Below are 19,675 nucleotides of genomic sequence, written 5' to 3'. Positions count from 1 at the left end.
TTGCCTTTCAAGATCAGAACATGAAGTAGCGTTGCGCCATTGGCACGACGTCGACGGGCTCGCAGGTCAGAAGTTCGCCATCTGCGCGCACCTCATAGGTTTCCGGGTCAACTTCCATTTGCGGCATCGCATTGTTGAGGATCATGGAATGTTTGCCGATACCGCCTCTGGTATTGGCCACTGCAATCATCTGCTTGTCCACCCCAATCTTCTCTCGAAGCCCCTCATCCATTGCGGCCTGCGAAACAAATGTAATGGACGTATTGGTGCGGGCTTTTCCAAACGAGCCGAACATCGGACGATAATGCATCGGTTGCGGCGTTGGAATTGAGCCATTCGGGTCCCCCATCGGCGCGGTTGCGATCCAGCCACCAAGCAGAACCATCTCCGGCTTGATGCCGAAGAAAGCAGGATTCCACAAAACGAGATCGGCGCGCTTGCCCACTTCCACCGAACCGATTTCATGCGCCATGCCATGGGCGATGGCAGGGTTGATGGTGTATTTCGCAATGTAGCGACGCGCCCGATAATTGTCATTTCCGGGCTTGTCGTCGGGAAGACTGCCACGCTGCTTCTTCATCTTGTCTGCAGTCTGCCAGCAGCGAATGATCATTTCGCCGACACGGCCCATCGCCTGACTGTCGGAGGAAATGATGGAGAACGCTCCCATATCGTGGAGAATGTCTTCTGCAGCGATGGTTTCCTTGCGGATACGGCTTTCTGCAAAGGCAATATCTTCCGGGATTGCCGGGGACAGATGATGGCACACCATCAGCATGTCGAGATGCTCTGCAATCGTATTGACCGTGTATGGCCGGGTCGGGTTTGTCGACGCTGGCAACACGTTCGGATACTGACACACCCGAATAATATCCGGAGCGTGCCCGCCACCGGCGCCCTCCGTATGGAAGGAATGGATCGTGCGTCCCTTGAAGGCGTTGAGCGTGTCTTCGACGAAGCCGCCTTCGTTCAGCGTATCGGTGTGGATCGCAACCTGAACATCGAACCGGTCTGCAACCGACAGGCAATTATCGATCGCGGCTGGTGTCGAACCCCAGTCCTCATGCAACTTCAAACCACAGGCACCGGCGCGGATCATTTCTTCCAATGCACCGGGCAGTGAAGCGTTTCCTTTGCCGAACACACCGATATTCATCGGCAGGCCGTCGAATGACTGGATCAGCCGGGCTATATGCCACGGCCCCGGCGTGCATGTGGTTGCAAGCGTGCCATGGGCAGGTCCGGTGCCGCCACCCACCATGCAGGTGATGCCTGCATTAAGTGCTTCATCCACCTGTTGCGGTGAGATGAAATGGATATGCGTGTCGATACCGCCCGCCGTGAGGATCTTGCCTTCACCCGCGATAATCTCCGTACCGGGTCCGATGATGATCGAAACGCCGGGCTGCGTATCCGGATTTCCGGCCTTTCCGATCACCGCGATACGCCCGTCGCAAAGCCCCACATCGGCCTTGTAGATGCCGGTATGATCGAGGATCAGAGCATTGGTAATGACTGTATCCATCGCACCGTCGGCGCGCGACATCTGGCTTTGTCCCATACCGTCACGGATAACCTTCCCTCCGCCAAACTTCACCTCTTCGCCATAGGTGGTGAGGTCCCGTTCGACTTCGATAAACAGTTCCGTATCGGCGAGACGCACCTTATCGCCAACAGTAGGGCCGAACATTTGCGCATAGGTGGCGCGACTAATTCTGGCTGGCATGAAATGTCTCCGTCACCTGTTTTAAAGCTTTCCCATGACCATCTGGCGAAATCCGTAGATCTCGCGCTTGCCGCTCACGGGAACCAATGTCACGTCGCGTTCCTGACCGGGCTCGAAGCGCACGGCAGTTCCGGCTGCAATATCCAGCCGCTGTCCGAGCGCCTTGTCGCGTTCGAAAGAAAGGGCCGCATTCACTTCGTAAAAATGAAAATGGCTGCCGACCTGGATGGGTCGGTCGCCGGTATTGGCGACCTTGATCGTGATGGTGGGTTGCCCCTGATTGAGTTCTATATCGCCGTCCTGCGTAATAATTTCGCCGGGGATCATGTCACACCTCACCCGGCCATCAGCATCAGGCCGCCAAGTGCGGTAGCGCCACCGGCCATACGCAAAGCAATTTTGCCATTCTTGCCCGCCATAAGCCGTCCTGCGGCAAGGCCGACACCCATGCCAGCGGCGTGTAGCAGTGCGGTCGCAAGCGCAAATCCAGCCGCATAGGAGAGGAATGTCGCGCCTCCGATTTCCCCGCCGTGTGCATGACCGTGAAAGAAGGCGAAGAAGCCGGCAATAAGTGCACCAACAACCGGAGTGACAGGGAAGGCAAGCGCCACCATAAGACCAAGCACGACCACCGAAGCCAGAATGACCGGCTCAACAAAGGGCAGTGGCATGCCCAGAAGTGCCGCCACAAAGCCAAGCAGCATCACACCGACAAATGCTGCTGGCACGACGAAGAGTGCCCGTCCACCCAGCATGGCGGCCCAAAGCCCGACCGCAACCATCGCCAGGATATGGTCCGCGCCGGAGAGCGGATGCGTGAAGCCCGCCGCGAATGAGCCGTGTTCGGCCGGGTTAAGATGGGCAAAGGCAGGGCTTGCGGTGAGCGCCATTGCCACTGCGGCAAGGACCGTAGTCTTCTTCATTATCGTACCTTTCAAAAAACAGGTTCGCCTCGGCGAAACCTGAAAATCAGCGGATCGGCTCGTGCACGGTGACGAGCTTTGTGCCATCGGGAAATGTGGCTTCGACCTGAATGTCGTGGATCATTTCGGGCACACCATCCATCACCTGTTCACGGGTGATGACGTGCGCGCCTGCTTCCATCAGATCGGCAACCGTGCGCCCATCGCGGGCACCTTCAACGACAAAATCGCTTATCAGTGCGATCGTTTCCGGATGATTGAGTTTTACCCCGCGCTCCAGACGGCGGCGGGCAACCATGGCGGCCATGGCGATCAAAAGCTTGTCTTTTTCCCTGGGCGTCAAATTCATGACTTCGTTCCAAACTTCATACTTTCAAAGCGGTATGCATTCCGCTGGCGTTAAAAGCGGCGGGATTGCCGCGAACTCAAAATGTCCAAACTTTGGGCAGTCCTGCCTTACCGTTAAGCAGGGCAAGCAATGGCCCCAGACGTTTGCGCAAGGTGTAACTATCCGGCGCGTGAAGTCGCATCATCAGTTTGGTTGCAGGACCAACCTGCCAGAGGCTGGCACCGCCCTCCTCTCCAATGATCTGCCGGGCAGCTTCCAGATGTTTCCCGGCCTCCCCTGAAATCAGAAGCACGGTGGCGACTGCACAGGCCGCATCTGCCACCGGACGGGCTTGCAATTCAGCCCCAATATCCGGTCCCAGCCGAAACTCTTCGGCATGCACAAGCCTCCCATCGGGCCGCCCACCCAACCGCACACGCCAACGATCACTGAACATCGCTTCATCAACCCGCTCACCCATGGCAAGGCGCCCGAATATAGTCGCCTCCACCACCAGGATTTCCGCCCCCTCCTCCAGCTCGACATCCAGCGTTCGTGACAACACGGATTGATTGAACAGAATGGTTTCCTGCGGAAGCCAAGCAAGACGCGTGCCTTTTGCAGCCTTCAAACGCGTGGCAATGCGTGCCCCGCCGCCCCCTGAGCGATAGATACGCTCACAGGCCTGCGTGGTAATGACAGCCGAAGCGTTTTCGCCAAGCTCCACATCCCATTGCAGTCGGTCACCGCCCGTCAGCCCTCCTGATGTGTTGATCAGGATTGCTTCCAGCGGATCGCCTCCGACCTGCGGCATGCGGATCTTGGCTGCGCCTTCCTGGTAAAGCCTGGAAATGCGCGAACGCCCGTCCTTGAAATGTATCGAAAGCCCACCCAGCCCGTTGACGCGCTGCGAGGAGAGCTCCGCTAACTTATTGTTATTTATTATCATCTGCGCGAATCTCGTCTTGCTCTTCTAAAGCAGAACTGACCGCAGAATAAAGGGGGGTGGGGGTGCGGCAGGACGCCGCCACATATTGGAAAGCTTGAAAATGTTTCATCAAAAGCCACGGCAATCCCACCCGAAGCAATGTTTCGGATGGGATTTATCGATCAGTTCCCCGGTCAAATACGCATTGCCGCCGGGTGCGTGACCGTCTTTCGATAGAGATGCCAGGTTGCATGCCCAAGGATGGGTATTACTACCGCCAACCCGGCAAACATCGTGGCAAAACCGACGATCAGCATCGCGGTTACGATTGCAGCCCAGAGCAGCGATTCCATGGGGTTGCGCATGACAACACGCAACGATGTCGCAACCGCTGCCGCAGCGCCGCAATCCTGATCAAGCAGCATCGGGAAAGTCACAATCGTCGAGCACAGGACAACGATTGCAAAAAGCAAACCAATGCCACAACCGGCAAAAATCAGACTGCGTCCCTCTTCCGTTGACGACACCTGATTCATCAACATTGAGAAGCTCTCGGGCGGCATCGGCCCGAAATAGTGAACATAGAGATTTTGAGCCACCAGCAGCCAGACAATAAAGATTGCGAACAGAAAAGCACCGACAGCCACGATGGACGGCAATGCCGGTGAATGGCTCACATCGAGCGCACGTTTCCAGGATGTATCCAACCCTTCTTCACGGCGGCGGCTCATCTCATAAAGCGGCAGCGCAGCAATTGGCCCGATCAAGGCAAAGCCGGACATCAGGGGAAACAAGAGCGGTAACGCGTTTGCGTTCGTGCTCCAGTAAGTGATGAACAACCCCGCCAGCGGGTATATGAGGCAAAGGAAAACGTAATGCGATGGCTTTGCCCAGAAGTCGTCGAAGCCCAGACGCAGGGCATCAAATACATCTGCCATGCGAATGCGCTTAACTTCGGGATAAAAGGCTGATTGGTCTCGACCTGCAACAACATGAAACTGTGCCATGACGCTCCTCCTGCGGATTAAGCAGTCCTGACGGCAAGGAAACGGTCAGGACATGGCCTGCACGCAATTTCTGGCTTTCAACCGGTCACCGGATAAATCCGATTTCGTGACGCCAATTCGTCGGGCTACGCCTGACGGTCTGGCGAACAGTATACATCGAAAAGACTGGTGGCGAAAGAAAAGCGGCTCAATGAGATTGAACCCCGCGTGAACTGATCTCAAATCAGCAACCACACGCACTTTCCATTAGAGCGCATCCCGAAAAGTGTGAAACGGTTTTCGGAAAAGATGCGCGTAACAACAAATGATTAGAGCGCCGATCTGATCCGGTCAGATCGAAACGTGCTTTAACGAAAGCACGGCAAAGCCAGTTTCTGGATTTTATTGGAAAATAATGGTGCTGCGAGAGAGGATTGAACTCTCGACCTCTCCCTTACCAAGGGAGTGCTCTACCACTGAGCTACCGCAGCAATCTCTTGAGTGCGGCGGACTTCTGCCACATCATTACGCAAATCGCAAGCAAGCAATTGCATTTCTTTTCACATAATGTGGAAATCTGCCGGACGCGCATTTGAAAGCAGCTTTTCCGGCCCTTTTTCCCGTAGTAGAAGACCGCCATGAGCGAAAATACGACCAACAAAGAGAAACAAACCCAATCGGACCAGCGCAAAAAGCGCCGGGCTGAGGAGTTACGCGCGAATCTGATGCGCCGCAAAGCACAATCCAGATCACGTCGCGCAGGCGAAGCGGATGAACGAAACGACGGCATCACCGCCGCCAGTGACGATACCGACTGAGAATCGCAACAACAAAGCCTTCCTTGAAGATAGGGGGGCTCTGCGGTAAAAGCTCATTTCTGTTCTTCGCAGCGATGTCGTCCTATTGTGATTCGTATTTGACGTAATTTGGCCGCAAGACTCGTAATTTCATGACGCAACGCCACCGCGCCGTAAGGGCTGCCGGATTTGGTGAAAATTTATCGGGCAAGGTATCGGCCCAGAAGGTGACACAGCATGGATCGCATCAAAATCGTTGGTGGCAACAAGCTCAACGGCATCATTCCAATCTCCGGCGCAAAAAACGCCGCTCTGCCGTTGATGATCGCCTCGCTTCTGACCGACGATACGCTGACGCTCGAAAATGTGCCGCATCTGGCTGACGTCGAACAGTTGATCCGCATCCTCAGCAATCACGGCGTGGATTATTCGGTTAACGGACGCCGCGAACATCAGGATGGGGCCTATTCGCGTACGATCCATTTTACTGCCCGTAATATCGTCACCACCACTGCACCCTATGAACTCGTATCCAAGATGCGTGCGAGTTTCTGGGTTATTGCGCCGCTTCTCGCCCGCATGGGCGAAGCAAATGTTTCCCTGCCGGGCGGCTGCGCTATCGGGACACGCCCGGTCGACCTTCTCCTCGAAGCCTTATTAGCTCTTGGAGCCGACATCGAAATCGAAAACGGCTACGCCAAGGCGAAAGCCAGGAACGGTCTCGTCGGCGCACGCTATAAGTTTCCGAAGGTCTCCGTCGGCGCGACCCATGTCATGCTGATGGCAGCAGCCCTCGCCAAGGGCGAAACCGTCATCGAGAATGCTGCCCGCGAACCGGAAGTCGTCAATCTCGCCGACTGCCTTAATGCAATGGGCGCCAAGATCACGGCGCCGGAACCAGCACTATCCATATCGATGGGGTCACCAACCTGTCGGGTGCGCGCGTTCGTGTTATTCCAGACCGTATCGAAGCCGGCACCTATGCCATGGCCGTCGCCATGACCGGCGGCGATGTGCTTCTGGAAGGTGCTCAGGAAAGCCAGCTTTCAGCCGCTCTCGAAACGCTGCGACAGGCAGGAGCTGAAATCACCGAAACCAATAGCGGTCTCCGCGTTGTCCGTAACGGTCATGGTATCCATCCCGTCGACGTTACCACGGATCCTTTCCCCGGTTTCCCGACTGACTTGCAGGCGCAGTTCATGGGCCTGATGACCAAGGCCAAGGGCACCTCGCGCATCACGGAAACCATTTTTGAAAATCGCTTCATGCACGTGCAGGAGCTGGCACGTCTTGGCGCAAAGATTTCTCTGTCCGGCCAGACTGCAACCGTCGAAGGCGTAGAACGCCTCAAAGGCGCGCAGGTGATGGCAACGGATCTTCGGGCTTCGGTTTCGCTTGTGATCGCTGGCCTTGCTGCTGAGGGCGAAACCATGGTCAACCGCGTGTATCATCTGGATCGCGGCTTTGAGCGCCTGGAAGAAAAACTGTCACGCTGCGGCGCGACAGTAGAACGTATCAGTGGCTGATCTGACCAAGCCGGAGTGACATTCATCGCTCCGGCTTTTTCTTGTGCTACGCTAAAGATTCCAATCGAAGGGCGACAGGCTTGAAAAGCCTGTCGATTTTTTTGTTTTGACATGCCAAGTTGATAATCGGCCGAGCGGGTGATTGATTTTCTGCCTGTTGGGAGCAGTTATTAACCGACAACGGAAAGTGGTGCTGGAGTATGGAGATGTTGAAGCTTGTGGCGCTGGATGAGGAGGATTTGCAGGTCCTGTCCGCTCATCTTCAGGACGCAGTTTTGAAAGTATCCGACCTTCAGTATCTCGGGAACGAGAAGCGCTTCGTTCTCACTGCAAACCGTTTTGTCTGGGAAGAAAGCAAACCGAAGTTCCTGCGCAAGCCGCAATACCAGCGCAGGCGCACCGCTCTGCACTTCAACCGTGTGATCGCAGCCAAGGCAGTCGGTATTGACCGCCAGAAACCGGATGAAGTGCTTTCCCTGATGGCCATTCAGTTCACGGCCGGTGAAACACCTGCCGGAACAATAGAACTGACTTTCTCGGCAAATGCGGCTATCCGTCTTGAAGTGGAATGTATCGAAGCGCAAATGACGGACCTTGGCGCGGCATGGGAAACAGAATCACTTCCTCGCCATAACGTCTAATACCAAACCTTGATGAGCTGAATCATCGAGATTTGGAAAGCCTGTGTGGCGATTGAGCATTTTCAGGGCTTGGATAGCGTCAGCATCTTAGCACCCTGGCATAAGAGAGGGTTATACAAAACCGTCTTTCGTCAGCCAGACGCCAGTCTGGCAAAGCATATTTGAAGGAACAGAAGCGTGGTCAAGACGCTCAGACAAACCGATCCCGATTTCGAGAATAATTTCGCGACATTTCTGGCCAGCAAACGCGAGGCGTCCGAGGATGTCGATCGTGCGGCCCGCGAGATCGTTGAACGGGTGCGTCGTGAAGGTGACAGTGCGCTCATCGACTATTCCCGACGCTTTGACCGGATCGATCTCGAAAAAACGGGAATTGCGGTCACTGAAGCTGAAATCGATGCCGCATTCGACATAGCCCCGGCATCGACGATCGAAGCGCTGAAGCTTGCTCACGAGCGCATCGAGAAACACCACGCGCGGCAATTGCCGAAAGATGATCGTTATACGGATGCGCTTGGCGTTGAGCTCGGTTCGCGCTGGACCGCTATCGAAGCTGTGGGGCTCTATGTTCCGGGCGGCACGGCAAGCTACCCAAGTTCCGTATTGATGAACGCTGTTCCAGCCAAGGTGGCAGGTGTAGAGCGCATTGTCATGGTGGTTCCAGCACCTGACGGCATTCTCAATCCATTGGTTCTGGTGGCAGCACGTCTGGCTGGCGTTTCCGAGATTTATCGTGTCGGCGGCGCACAGGCTATCGCAGCCCTCGCCTATGGCACCGAAACAATTAGTCCGGTTGCCAAGATCGTCGGCCCCGGCAACGCCTATGTTGCGGCGGCCAAACGTATCGTCTTCGGCACGGTTGGCATCGACATGATCGCCGGGCCATCAGAAGTGCTGGTCATCGCTGACAAGGACAACAATCCCGACTGGATCGCCGCTGACCTCCTTGCTCAAGCGGAGCACGATACCGCTGCGCAATCGATCCTTATGACCAATGATGAGGCTCTTGCTCTAGCTGTCGAAGAAGCTGTCGAACGACAGCTCCGCAATCTCCCGCGCGCGCAAACTGCCGCCGCGAGCTGGCGTGATTTCGGCGCGGTTATTCTGGTCGAGGATTTCGAGGCAGCCATTCCGCTTGCCAATCGCATTGCAGCCGAGCATCTGGAAATCGCTACGGCCGATCCGGAAGCATTGCTGCCCAAAATCCGTAATGCGGGATCGATCTTCATCGGCGGCTATACGCCGGAAGTGATCGGCGATTATGTCGGCGGCTGTAACCACGTTCTGCCAACGGCGCGCTCGGCGCGCTTTTCGTCCGGCTTGTCGGTTCTCGACTACATGAAACGCACGTCGCTTCTCAAACTCGGCCCTGATCAACTGCGCGTGCTCGGACCTGCGGCAATCGAGATTGCCCGCGCCGAAGGCCTTGACGCACACGCGCAGTCTGTCGCTATCCGGCTGAATCTATGAGGTGACATGACTGCCGCTGTTCCAAATGCGCGCCTTGTTGACGTCGAGCTCGATGAATCCATCGGGCGCTCGACGCCTGACGTCGAGCATGAACGTGCGGTAGCCATTTTTGACCTCATCGAAGAAAATTCCTTCCACCCGATCGGAGACGACACGGGAGGGCCGTACCGTCTCAAGCTTTCGCTGATGGAATCGCGACTGATCTTCGCCATCACCCGGGAGGCCGGTGAAGACGTCGCAACTCATATTCTCTCGCTCACGCCCTTACGGCGCGTCGTGCGGGATTATTTCATGATTTGTGAAAGCTATTATCAGGCGATCCGGTCGGCCACACCAAGCAAGATCGAAGCAATCGACATGGGACGGCGCGGCCTGCACAATGAAGGATCGCAGACGCTCCAGAACAGGCTGCAGGGCAAGATCGAGGTTGATTTCAACACGGCACGGCGGCTTTTCACACTTGTCTGCGTCCTGCACTGGAGAGGCTGATCATTGATGGTCATCACCGATGCCCCTCCCGTGAATTTCAGCGCCGACGGCGACGAAGATCATAAATCGAGCCTGCCCAAGTCCCTGCTTTTTGTCTGCGGCAAGAATGCAATTCGTTCACCCATGGCGGAGTTACTTGCAAGACAGGCCCTGCCACCCAATATTTATGTAGCTTCTGCAGGTGTGAAGCGGGGTGAACGTGATCCGTTTGTCGATGCTGTACTTCAAGAGGAAGGCTTGACGCTTGATAACCGGCAACCGCGTGGCCTCGAAGAACTTGCTGATGGATATTTCGACCTGATTGTAACGCTGACACCACTTGCCCACCATACTGTGCTGGAGCGAATGCGGGGTTTCTCGGTTGATGTCGAATATTGGCCAACGCCGGACCCCACGCTGGTGGCAGGCAGCAGAAGTCAGATCATGGCGGCTTATCGCGATGTGCGGGACCGCCTGAAGCGGCAAATCATGCAGCGTTTTGACAAGAACGGTTCCGGCTAATACGGAATCGGCGGAACCGCTCTAACTGTTTGTTTTGTCGCATTATCCGACGCAAAACGGCTTCGCACTTTTGCTGGAAATGCTCCAGCATCAAGTTCACGGAATTCCGTTGTTCACAAATGCCGCCTAATCATATAGGTTCCGCGCAAATTCCGACCTAAAGACCGCTCGAGAGCGGCATTTTATCAAAGAAAGACACAGGTATCGCATGGCGAAAGAAGAAGTCCTAGAATTTCCGGGTGTTGTTACGGAACTGCTGCCGAATGCTATGTTCCGCGTGAAGCTCGAGAACGAACATGAAATCATCGCCCATACGGCAGGCCGTATGCGCAAGAATCGCATCCGCGTTCTGGCCGGCGACAAGGTTCTGGTTGAGATGACCCCTTACGATCTGACCAAGGGCCGCATCACCTACCGCTTCAAGTGAGCAATCCGTTCCCGTTCCAGGAAATGTCTATTCGATGAGCGCGCAACACAAGCTGGTTCTTGCCTCCGGTTCTCCACGCAGGATCGAGCTTCTGGGGCAGACAGGCATCGAACCGGACCACATTCATCCGGCCGATATAGATGAAACGCCGCAGCGCGCGGAACACCCGCGCTCGCTGGCGCGACGTCTGTCGCGGGAGAAGGCGCGCAAGGCACAAGAGCAGCTGAAGGACGATGCGAATTTCGCCGGTGCCTTCATTCTTGCTGCCGATACTGTTGTGGCCGTGGGCCGGCGCATTCTCCCCAAAACGGAGATTGCCGACGAGGCAAGAGAATGTCTGCGGCTGCTTTCCGGGCGTACGCACAAGGTGTTCACAGGAGTGAGCCTTGTCTTGCCGAACGGGAATTTGCGCCAGACACTGGTTGAAACACGATTGCGTTTTGAACGGTTATCCCGCCAGCAGATGGATGCCTATCTCTCGTCTGGTGAATGGCGAGGGAAAGCGGGCGGCTATGCAATCCAGGGGCTGGCCGGTAGTTTCGTTGTGAAGCTGGTTGGCTCCTATACAAACGTCGTGGGATTGCCGCTGCAGGAAACTATCAGCCTGCTGAACGACGTCGACTACCCGGTTTACGCTAACTGGAACAGCGGGAAAGTCTGAGAGCAGGTATGAGCGACAAGAAGGACATATCGACCGCAGCAGGTGCACGAGTGACGCCATTGCGTCCGACGCGCCCCTGCCCGGAATGCGGAAAGCCTTCATCGCGCGAATCCTATCCGTTCTGTTCGCCACGCTGTAAAAGCATCGACCTCAATCGCTGGCTATCCGGCAGCTATGTCCTGCCGGGGAAGCCGATTGACGAAGAGGAAGAAGAAGGAAACTAAACCTCTATCAAAGTGGCTTCCTCCAATAAAATCAGTTATTTATCAAAGATGTGAGAAAAGCTGATAAAAATTGCGATACGGTGCTGGACAGCGCGAAATTTAATGCTATAACCCACCCACTTCCGGCGGGAACCAACACCGCCTCGAACGAGCTAACTGCTTGTTACGGATGCCCGGATAGCTCAGTTGGTAGAGCAGCGGATTGAAAATCCGCGTGTCGGTGGTTCGAATCCGCCTCCGGGCACCACTTTAAGCCCTTCAATAGTCGTCGCAAAAATACTTGTTCAATCAGGCCTCTGTATTCGGCGTGATCATGCTCGAAATATTGACCTGACGATTATCCTCTGCAAGGACTAATCATTCCATTTGTTCCTTCCAGGTTCTTCACCAAGCGAGGAAATCTCCATGCTCTGGACGTTGTTCGGCATCCTTTCCGGTGCCTGTATTGCTATTCAGGCGCCAATCAATGCAGCCTTGGCTCGTGGATTGGGATCGCCGGTAACAGCTGCTGCGATTTCGTTTCTTTCCGGTGCCGTCATCCTTGCCGTTATCGCCGGAATTACCGCGCGTGCGACGGGTGCAATGCCAGCGTTCAACGTGCCTGCGGGCTGGCTGTTCGTGGCTGGCGGTGCGCTTGGCTGTATCTATGTGACCGCATCGGTGTTGCTGACGCCGCGCATCGGGGCTGCTGCCGTGATGGGGCTTGCTGTTGCTGGACAATTGATGGCCGGACTGGCTGCTGACCGCATCGGCTTCATGGGCGTTGCGGTGCGTGAAATCACCGCCGGGCGCATTGCCGGGGCGGTTCTGTTGCTTTCCGGCGCATTGATGATCCGCTTCCTCTAAAAACAAAGCCGCGCTTTTCAGCGCGGCTTTTTATTTTACAATAAGCCGAAAACTGGCTCTCAATCCTTGAACGTATATTCCGCAATCGACTGCGGCTTCATTTCAATCGAGAAGCCCGGCAGCGATGGTGGCATATAAGCCGCATCCTTGATGATGCATGGCTCGATGAAGTGTTCGTGCAGATGATCGACATATTCGATCACACGACCGTCCATGGTGCCGGAAACGGCAACATAATCGATCATGGAAAGGTGCTGCACATATTCACACAGGCCAACGCCGCCCGCATGTGGCCAAACCGGCTTGTTGTATTTTGCAGCAATCAGCAGCACGGCCAGAACTTCATTCAGGCCACCCATACGGCATGAATCGATCTGAACGATGTCGATAGCGCCTTCCGCGATGAACTGCTTGAACATAATGCGGTTCTGGCACATTTCACCAGTCGCAACCTTCACATCGCCAATGGCTTCGCGGATCTTGCGATGGCCTGCAACATCATCCGGGCTGGTCGGTTCTTCGATGAAGAAGGGCTTGGAGAAGGCAAGCTTGTTGACCCACTCGATTGCCTGATTGACTTCCCAGACCTGATTGGCGTCGATCATCAGATAACGATCCGGGCCGATTACTTCACGTGCGATGGTGAGACGACGAATATCGTCTTCGAGATCGCGACCAACCTTCATCTTCACATGATTGAAGCCTTCATCAATCGCTTCCTGGCAAAGACGACGCAGCTTGTCATCGTCATAGCCGAGCCAGCCAGCAGACGTCGTGTAGCAAGGATAACCCTTGGCTTCGAGCTTCGCGATACGCTCAGCCTTGCCGGCTTCCGCTTTACGCAGAATTTCGACAGCTTCGTCGCGGGTCAGCGCATCGGTGAGGTAGCGATAATCGACGATATCGGCGATCTCTTCCGGTGACATGTCGGCCACAAGCCGCCATACCGGCTTGCCAGCCTGCTTTGCAGCCAAATCCCAGAAGGCGTTGACGACAGCGCCGGTGGCAAGATGCATCGCGCCCTTGTCCGGGCCGATCCAGCGCAGCTGGCTGTCACCGGTCAGGTAGCGCCAGAACTTGCCGGGGGCCGCGAGGAAATCATCCATCGAGGCACCCACGACCAGATGACGCATGGCGAGAATCGCCTGACAGCAAATGTCGTTGCCGCGTCCAATGGTGAAGGTCAGGCCATGGCCCTTCAGCGCCCCGTCATCCGTATCGAGGATGACATAGGCTGCCGAATAGTCCGGGTCCGGGTTCATCGCGTCAGAGCCGTCCAGACTTTGCGAAGTCGGGAAGCGGAGATCGAAGACGCGCAGATCAGTGATTTTCGTCATGATTTATCCGTGATCAGAGCATGCTCAAAAAATTAAACGTCAGCGCGCACGTTCTGCTTCTGCGTGCCGAGACCTTCGATGCCGAGTTCGACAACGTCGCCAGCCTTGAGATAGCGCGGTGGCTTCATGCCCATGCCAACGCCGGGAGGCGTGCCGGTGGAGATGATATCGCCCGGCTGCAAAGACATGAACTGCGAGAGATAGGAAACGAGGTGGCGTACGCCATAGACCATGGTCTTGGTCGAGCCGTCCTGCATGGTTTCGCCATTGACCTTGAGCCACATGCCAAGGTTCTGCGGATCGGCAACCTCGTCCTTCGTCACCAGCCATGGGCCGGTCGGGCCGAACGTGTCGCAGGATTTGCCCTTGGTCCACTGACCGGCGCGCTCGATCTGGAAAGCGCGTTCCGAGACGTCGTGCAGCGTGCAGTAGCCCGCGACATAATCAAGCGCATCATCTTCCGAAACATATTTCGCGGTCTTGCCGATAACGATGCCGAGTTCGACTTCCCAGTCGGTCTTTTCCGAGCCGCGCGGGATGAGCAGATCGTCGTTCGGGCCAACGATGGCCGAGGTGGCCTTCATGAAGATAACTGGTTCTGGCGGAACGGCCATGCCGGATTCTGCAGCGTGATCAGCATAGTTGAGGCCAATGCAGATGAACTTGCCGGTGCCTGCAACGCATGGACCGAGGCGTGGATTGCCTTCGACCTTCGGCAACGAATTGATATCGATCGCACCAAGCTTGGCCAGTGCATCCGGGGTCAGAGCCGCGCCGGAAAGATCGCCTACATGGGCGGAAAGATCACGGATATTGCCGTCTGCATCGAGAAGGCCCGGCTTTTCCTGACCGGTTTCGCCATAGCGAAGAAATTTCATGAGTTTACTCCTTGAGGGGATAAAATTGGGGGTGGTGGAAATGCCTAGAGCTGTCGAAATTCTGGTTATGGCGTGCCGAAAATGGTGTTTTTCGAGAACCGGAGCGGAATGTACTTAAAGGTACATGAGCACCGGAAGCGCAGAAGAATACCGTTTGCAGGCCGCCAGAGCCTGAATAGCGATAGCTCTAGATCGTCCAGCCACCATCGATGTTATACGCCTGACCGGTGGTGTACGTGGCACCTGCGAGATAGACCGCGAGATCGGCGATTTCTTCCGGCTGGCCGATACGGCCAATTGGCTGACGCGCGATGAAGGCTGCGCGCTGTTCTTCATAATCGCCCTGCGCACGCAGACGGTCCTGAAGCGACGGGCTTTCAACCGTACCGGGGCAGATGGCGTTGCAGCGGATGCCCTTGGCAACGTAGTCGGCAGCGACAGCCTTGGTGAGGCCGATGACCGCCGCCTTGGTGACGCCATAAGCAAAGCGGTTCGGCACGCCCTTCACGCTCGAAGCGACCGACGCCATGTTGACGATAGAACCGTCCTTGCGTTCCAGCATTCCCGGCAGCACGGCGCGAATGGTGCGGATCATGGCCTTGACGTTGAGATTGACGGCAAAGTCGAGATCTTCGTCCTTCATCTCAAGGATTGAGCCGCCATGGACGACGCCCGCGCAGTTGAACAGGATATCGACCTGACCGATCTCGGCGACCGCTGCCTTCACTTCCGCCTCGTCAAGCACGTTGAGCTTGCGGGTGATAATGCCCGAAACGCCTTCGATTTCCTTGAGTGCGGCCTCGTTGATGTCGGTCGCATAGACCTTGGCGCCAGCTTCCGCAAAAGCCAGCGCACTTGCACGGCCAATGCCCTGAGCGGCGGCTGTCACCAGTGCGGTTTTTCCATCAAATCGTATCGTCATTTTCAAGCCTTCCGTTCGACAAGCAGGATGTGGTCGCAAGCCAGCACCACTTCATCCCGCTGATTAAGCACTTCGCACCGCTCGGTAACGCGGCCCATATTGGCCCTCTTCGGGTCATCTTCCTTGGCGCTGATTGTCACGCGCGTGCGGATCGTATCTCCGATATGAACCGGACGAATAAAGCGCAGACGATCATAACCATAGGAAAATGCAACCGGATTGATCAGCGTTGCGGTCAATCCGACACCGATTGCAAAGATCATTGTGCCGTGGGCAATGCGCTGACCACCCGGCAGGGTCTTGGCGAATTCCGCATCCATATGATGCGGAAAGAAATCGCCCGTATGCCCGGCGTGAACCACGAAATCCGTTTCGGTGATGGTGCGGCCCGTGGTGAGGCGCACATGGTTCATTTCATAATCTTCGTAGTAGATTTTCTGTTCGGCCATGATCAGACCTCCGGTTTTGCGGCAAGCGGCGTGGCAGGCGCAGCGCTCGACTGATAGGCGGCCTCGACCAGTGCCATGGTGTGCCAGGCATCTTCGACCGAGCCGACAAGTTCAGCGTCTTCGCCAGTCACGAAACGCTGCAACTGCGCCATGCGGTTCAAGAATGCGTCCGGGAACCACGCGCCTTGAAGTGCGACCTGCACCCAGTCGTCGTCGCCCTTTGGCTTGATCCACAGCTCGTCCGGCTCGCCACGAGGATAGTCGAGATTGACGCCCAGTTTCACATAGGCAGCACCTTCGGTGCCGCAGATGCGAAACTCGCAAGCCTGAAATTTGCGGCCAAAATCATGGTCATGATTGATCGACAGCGCACAACGCACGCGGTTGCCATAATCGAGAATCGCTGCGGTGCGCGTCTGGGCAACTTCGTGGTTCGGATGGCCGATGGTCTTGGCGTGAACGCCGAGCGGATTGCCGAGCAGACCACGCACGAAATCCAGATAATGGATCGAATGCATGGCAATCTCGATGCGTGGTAGACCTTTGAGGAACGGCCACAGACCCCAAGGAGTCGCAAGCGCCAGCCACGCGTCGAAATCCACCACTTCACCAAGCAAGCCCTTATCGACAGCATCATAAAGTGCCAACATCATCGGCGCGAAACGCAGCTGGAAATTCACCGCCGCTTTCAGATTGCGCGCGCGGCAGACTTTCAGAATTTCCGTGGCGCTAGCCAAGTCGCTGCCCATCGGCTTCTGAATGAGGACGGCTGCACCTTCCGGCAATTGCGCGAGGATCGAAGCATGGGCTGAGGGCGGCGTCGCCAGATCGAAGATCGCGCCTTCGACGGCAAGAGCTTCCTCAGTACTTGCAAAAGCCTTGATGCCCCACTGGTCGGCCAGCTCTTTAGCCTTTTCCAGATTGGGATCGAAAATGCCCGCAACCGGAAAGTCGCCCTTCTTGTAGGCGGGCAGGTGCGCGTCGCCGACAATGCTGCCCGCGCCGAAGATCACGATGGGCTTCGGCTTCGACGGCCTGGCCCACCATTGGCGCAGGCTCTTGGGATCAAAAGTCTCAGTCATGATGGAAAACTTCCTCCATCATCGCCCACCACTCACCCTCTTTACGGGTTTCAAGCGGCTGCTGGCATGGCATACAGACTGACCACCATTCCTGATTTTTAGGGTTATCGGCCATCTTCTTCATGTCGGCTTCAAAGTCGGTGCCTACATAGTCCCATGTGCCAAACAGCAGGTTTTCCGGCTCTTTCAGAAAGATCGTATAATTGGTGATGTTGCACTCGGAAATGAGCGACAGAATCTCCGGCCACACGCTCGCATGCAGCTTTTTATATTCTGCGATCTTCTCAGGCTTCAGCCCGATCACCATGCCCATTCGCTGCGACATCACGACCTCACGATCTCGCGGGTGAATTCGGAAACGGAGCGCGCACGCACGGCATCCCAATCCCACGAAATACCAATACCTGGCTCCGATGGAGCAATAGCGTGACCATCACGAATTTCCATGCCCTTGGTGGTCAGATCATCAAGCTGCGGGATATATTCGACATAGCGGCCATTCTGGACGGCACAGGTAAGGCTGACATGCAGTTCCATCAGGAAGTGCGGGCAGACAGGAATGTCGAAAGCTTCTGCGGCGTGTGCCACTTTCAGCCATGGCGTGATGCCGCCGATACGCGCCACATCGACCTGCACGATGGAGCAAGCGCCCTTCTGCATATATTCGCGGAAATGGCGGATCGAATAGATCGATTCACCCACAGCAATCGGTGTCGGGGTGGAACGGGTCAGACGGATATGGCCGTCAAGATCATCCGCCGGAAGTGGTTCTTCAATCCAAGCGAGATCGAGTTCTTTCAGGCGTTCGGCGCGGCGAATGGCTTCGTCCACCGTAAAGCCCTGATTGCAATCGGTCATGATTTCAAAGCCGTCGCCCACGGCAGCACGAACAGCCGCCAAACGCGCATAGTCTTCCGAACCATGCGGCTTACCGATCTTCACCTTGGAACCGGAGAAGCCCTTGGCCTTGGCCTGCAACGCATCCTCGACCAGCGCTTCTTTCTCGATATGCAGCCAACCACCTTCGGTCGTGTACAGCGGACAACGATCCTTGGCACCGCCTGCAAGCTTCCACAGCGGCAGGTTCTGTTTTTTCGCACGCAAATCCCAAAGGGCCGTATCAATCGCAGCCAACGCCAAAGCCGTAATCGCGCCGATGGTGGTGGCGTGGGTTGCAAATTCGAGCTTGCGCCAGATCGCCTCGATGCAATCCGCATCCTCATTGATAATCAGCGGCACCAGATGATCGTTCAACAGGCGCATGACAGACGAGCCGCCGGTGCCGATGGTGTAGCTGTAGCCCGTACCCACCGCACCATCACTGTCGGTGATGGTGACGATTGGCGTTTCCTGGCTGACAAAGCTCTGGATCGCATCGGTGCGCTTGACCTTCGGCGGAAGGTCGACCATGCGCAGTTCGACTTTTTCAATACGCGCCATAACTACACCGCCAAGCTCTTGCCGCTTGCCGCATCAAACAGATGCGCCTGCGACAGATCAAAATGCATGGAGACCGCTTCACCGGAAGTAAGGTGACGCGGGTTCAGCATACGCGCCACCCACTCTTTGCCGGCAATTCGACAAAGACCAGCGTTTCATTGCCAAGCGGCTCGGTGATCGAAACGCGCAATTCGCCCTCATGAACGGCGTCTCCCGATGAAAGCCCATGGCCTTTCGGAAACAGATCATCCGGGCGCAGGCCGAACGTGACCTTGGAGCCATCCGTGACCTTGGCCTTGAACTGTGCCGGCACTGGCAGGCGGTCGCCACTGGCAAAAACCAGTTCCGAACCCTGCACGGTAGCCTCGGCCATATTCATGGGTGGCGAGCCGATGAAGCCCGCGACAAACTGCGTTGCTGGGTGCTTGAACACTTCATCGGGTGTGCCGACCTGCTCGATATGGCCGTCGCGCATGATGACAATACGATCAGCCAGCGTCATGGCTTCGACCTGATCGTGCGTCACGTAAACGACGGTGGACTGCACTTTGGCATGAAGCTTCTTGATCTCCGTGCGCATCTGCGTGCGCAGCTTGGCATCGAGGTTCGATAACGGTTCGTCGAACAGAAACACTTCCGGATTGCGCACGATGGCGCGGCCCATGGCAACGCGCTGACGCTGACCGCCCGAAAGCTGTGCCGGACGGCGTTCCATCAGCGCTTCGAGGCCAAGAATGGCGGAGGCTTCATTGACGCGGCGGTCGATTTCCGCCTGCGGCTGCTTGGCGATTTTGAGCGAGAAGCCCATGTTCTCGCGCACCGACATATGCGGATAAAGCGCATAGGACTGGAACACCATGGAGATGTTGCGATCACGCGGCGGCAGATCGTTGACCACCTTGCCGCCGATTTCGAGCGCGCCGTCGGAGATGCTCTCAAGACCTGCGATCATGCGCAGCGTCGTGGACTTGCCGCAGCCGGACGGACCGACCAGCGCCACGAACTCCTTGTCGGCGATTTCGAGATTGATGCCATGTACCACGCCGACATTGCCGTAGCGCTTGACGAGATTTTTAATGGAAAGCTGAGCCATT

The 19,675-nt window shown here is 56.2% G+C and carries 22 protein-coding genes, 2 tRNA genes and 2 pseudogenes; 11 read left to right on the top strand and 15 right to left on the bottom strand.

Going from position 1 to position 19,675, the window contains the following annotated elements; all coding sequences use genetic code 11:
- Positions 1-13 precede the first annotated feature (13 nt).
- From ureC to LJ361_RS01380, 7 genes are all read right to left on the bottom strand, one after another.
- Complete coding sequence (gene ureC, locus LJ361_RS01410) at positions 14-1,726, bottom strand: urease subunit alpha (RefSeq protein WP_151576469.1); 1,713 nt, start codon at positions 1,724-1,726, stop codon at positions 14-16.
- Positions 1,727-1,747: 21 nt separating this feature from the next.
- The gene (locus LJ361_RS01405) at positions 1,748-2,053 is read right to left on the bottom strand and encodes an urease subunit beta (RefSeq protein WP_010658104.1); all 306 of its coding nucleotides are present in this window, start codon (positions 2,051-2,053) and stop codon (positions 1,748-1,750) included.
- An 8-nt stretch (positions 2,054-2,061) separates the two neighbouring features.
- On the bottom strand, positions 2,062-2,649 hold the full coding sequence (locus LJ361_RS01400) for a HupE/UreJ family protein (protein WP_151576468.1): 588 nt from the start codon (positions 2,647-2,649) through the stop codon (positions 2,062-2,064).
- Between the two features lie 46 nt (positions 2,650-2,695).
- Positions 2,696-2,998, bottom strand: a complete 303-nt coding sequence (locus LJ361_RS01395) for an urease subunit gamma (RefSeq protein ID WP_010658102.1) — start codon at positions 2,996-2,998, stop codon at positions 2,696-2,698.
- Positions 2,999-3,074: 76 nt separating this feature from the next.
- Entirely contained in the window at positions 3,075-3,926 is an 852-nt protein-coding gene (locus LJ361_RS01390; protein WP_151576467.1) for an urease accessory protein UreD, read from the bottom strand.
- A gap of 173 nt (positions 3,927-4,099) precedes the next feature.
- Entirely contained in the window at positions 4,100-4,912 is an 813-nt protein-coding gene (locus tag LJ361_RS01385; RefSeq protein ID WP_151576466.1) for a DUF2189 domain-containing protein, read from the bottom strand.
- A 395-nt stretch (positions 4,913-5,307) separates the two neighbouring features.
- Positions 5,308-5,382 (bottom strand) — tRNA-Thr (locus tag LJ361_RS01380).
- Positions 5,383-5,529: 147 nt separating this feature from the next.
- Here LJ361_RS01380 and LJ361_RS01375 point away from each other — a divergent pair.
- The 11 genes and pseudogenes from LJ361_RS01375 to LJ361_RS01325 all read left to right on the top strand — a co-directional run bounded on the left by LJ361_RS01375 (position 5,530) and on the right by LJ361_RS01325 (position 12,473).
- Positions 5,530-5,709 (top strand): hypothetical protein, encoded by a 180-nt coding sequence (locus LJ361_RS01375; RefSeq protein WP_010658099.1) that lies wholly within the window; start codon positions 5,530-5,532, stop codon positions 5,707-5,709.
- Positions 5,710-5,925: 216 nt separating this feature from the next.
- Positions 5,926-7,214 (top strand): annotated as a pseudogene (gene murA, locus LJ361_RS01370) (UDP-N-acetylglucosamine 1-carboxyvinyltransferase).
- Positions 7,215-7,414: 200 nt separating this feature from the next.
- Positions 7,415-7,855, top strand: a complete 441-nt coding sequence (locus LJ361_RS01365) for a DUF2948 family protein (RefSeq protein ID WP_010658097.1) — start codon at positions 7,415-7,417, stop codon at positions 7,853-7,855.
- A gap of 177 nt (positions 7,856-8,032) precedes the next feature.
- A complete protein-coding gene (gene hisD, locus LJ361_RS01360; protein WP_011982501.1) occupies positions 8,033-9,325 on the top strand; it encodes a histidinol dehydrogenase in 1,293 nt (430 codons plus the stop codon).
- Positions 9,326-9,331: 6 nt separating this feature from the next.
- Complete coding sequence (locus LJ361_RS01355; protein WP_010658095.1) at positions 9,332-9,814, top strand: UPF0262 family protein; 483 nt, start codon at positions 9,332-9,334, stop codon at positions 9,812-9,814.
- A gap of 6 nt (positions 9,815-9,820) precedes the next feature.
- Positions 9,821-10,315 (top strand): low molecular weight phosphatase family protein, encoded by a 495-nt coding sequence (locus tag LJ361_RS01350; protein WP_320109278.1) that lies wholly within the window; start codon positions 9,821-9,823, stop codon positions 10,313-10,315.
- A 208-nt stretch (positions 10,316-10,523) separates the two neighbouring features.
- Positions 10,524-10,742: a translation initiation factor IF-1 gene (infA, locus tag LJ361_RS01345; RefSeq protein ID WP_002965531.1), complete on the top strand. Its 219-nt coding sequence runs from the start codon at positions 10,524-10,526 to the stop codon at positions 10,740-10,742.
- Positions 10,743-10,776: 34 nt separating this feature from the next.
- Complete coding sequence (locus LJ361_RS01340; RefSeq protein WP_010658093.1) at positions 10,777-11,403, top strand: Maf-like protein; 627 nt, start codon at positions 10,777-10,779, stop codon at positions 11,401-11,403.
- Between the two features lie 8 nt (positions 11,404-11,411).
- A complete protein-coding gene (yacG, locus tag LJ361_RS01335; RefSeq protein ID WP_010658092.1) occupies positions 11,412-11,627 on the top strand; it encodes a DNA gyrase inhibitor YacG in 216 nt (71 codons plus the stop codon).
- A gap of 171 nt (positions 11,628-11,798) precedes the next feature.
- Positions 11,799-11,874 (top strand) — tRNA-Phe (locus LJ361_RS01330).
- Positions 11,875-12,032: 158 nt separating this feature from the next.
- Positions 12,033-12,473, top strand: coding sequence for a DMT family transporter (locus LJ361_RS01325; RefSeq protein ID WP_029925820.1), 441 nt, complete (start codon positions 12,033-12,035; stop codon positions 12,471-12,473).
- 59 nt (positions 12,474-12,532) lie between these two features.
- Here the strand turns inward: LJ361_RS01325 and LJ361_RS01320 are convergent, their stop codons facing one another.
- From LJ361_RS01320 to LJ361_RS01285, 8 genes and pseudogenes are all read right to left on the bottom strand, one after another.
- Positions 12,533-13,810 carry an L-fuconate dehydratase gene (locus tag LJ361_RS01320; protein WP_151576465.1) on the bottom strand — a complete coding sequence of 426 codons (1,278 nt, stop codon included), beginning with the start codon at positions 13,808-13,810 and terminating at the stop codon, positions 12,533-12,535.
- Positions 13,811-13,842: 32 nt separating this feature from the next.
- On the bottom strand, positions 13,843-14,688 hold the full coding sequence (locus LJ361_RS01315) for a fumarylacetoacetate hydrolase family protein (RefSeq protein ID WP_011982497.1): 846 nt from the start codon (positions 14,686-14,688) through the stop codon (positions 13,843-13,845).
- Positions 14,689-14,875: 187 nt separating this feature from the next.
- Positions 14,876-15,610: an SDR family oxidoreductase gene (locus LJ361_RS01310; RefSeq protein WP_011982496.1), complete on the bottom strand. Its 735-nt coding sequence runs from the start codon at positions 15,608-15,610 to the stop codon at positions 14,876-14,878.
- Positions 15,611-15,612: 2 nt separating this feature from the next.
- Complete coding sequence (locus LJ361_RS01305) at positions 15,613-16,059, bottom strand: MaoC/PaaZ C-terminal domain-containing protein (RefSeq protein WP_010658087.1); 447 nt, start codon at positions 16,057-16,059, stop codon at positions 15,613-15,615.
- Positions 16,060-16,061: 2 nt separating this feature from the next.
- On the bottom strand, positions 16,062-17,141 hold the full coding sequence (locus LJ361_RS01300; protein ID WP_151576464.1) for a Gfo/Idh/MocA family protein: 1,080 nt from the start codon (positions 17,139-17,141) through the stop codon (positions 16,062-16,064).
- Positions 17,134-17,466 carry an L-rhamnose mutarotase gene (locus LJ361_RS01295; protein WP_151576463.1) on the bottom strand — a complete coding sequence of 111 codons (333 nt, stop codon included), beginning with the start codon at positions 17,464-17,466 and terminating at the stop codon, positions 17,134-17,136. Before LJ361_RS01295 ends, LJ361_RS01300 begins: the two co-directional genes overlap by 8 nt.
- Positions 17,466-18,581: a mandelate racemase/muconate lactonizing enzyme family protein gene (locus LJ361_RS01290; RefSeq protein ID WP_151576462.1), complete on the bottom strand. Its 1,116-nt coding sequence runs from the start codon at positions 18,579-18,581 to the stop codon at positions 17,466-17,468. The genes LJ361_RS01295 and LJ361_RS01290 overlap by 1 nt, the downstream gene beginning before the upstream one ends.
- Positions 18,582-18,583: 2 nt before the next feature.
- Positions 18,584-19,674: pseudogene (locus tag LJ361_RS01285) on the bottom strand (ABC transporter ATP-binding protein).
- Position 19,675: the final 1 nt, after the last annotated feature.

This window comes from Brucella sp. JSBI001, assembly GCF_026014005.1.
Lineage (GTDB): Bacteria > Pseudomonadota > Alphaproteobacteria > Rhizobiales > Rhizobiaceae > Brucella > Brucella anthropi.
Note: the sequence above shows the minus strand (reverse complement) of the source record. Positions and strands in the feature narration are given on the sequence as shown.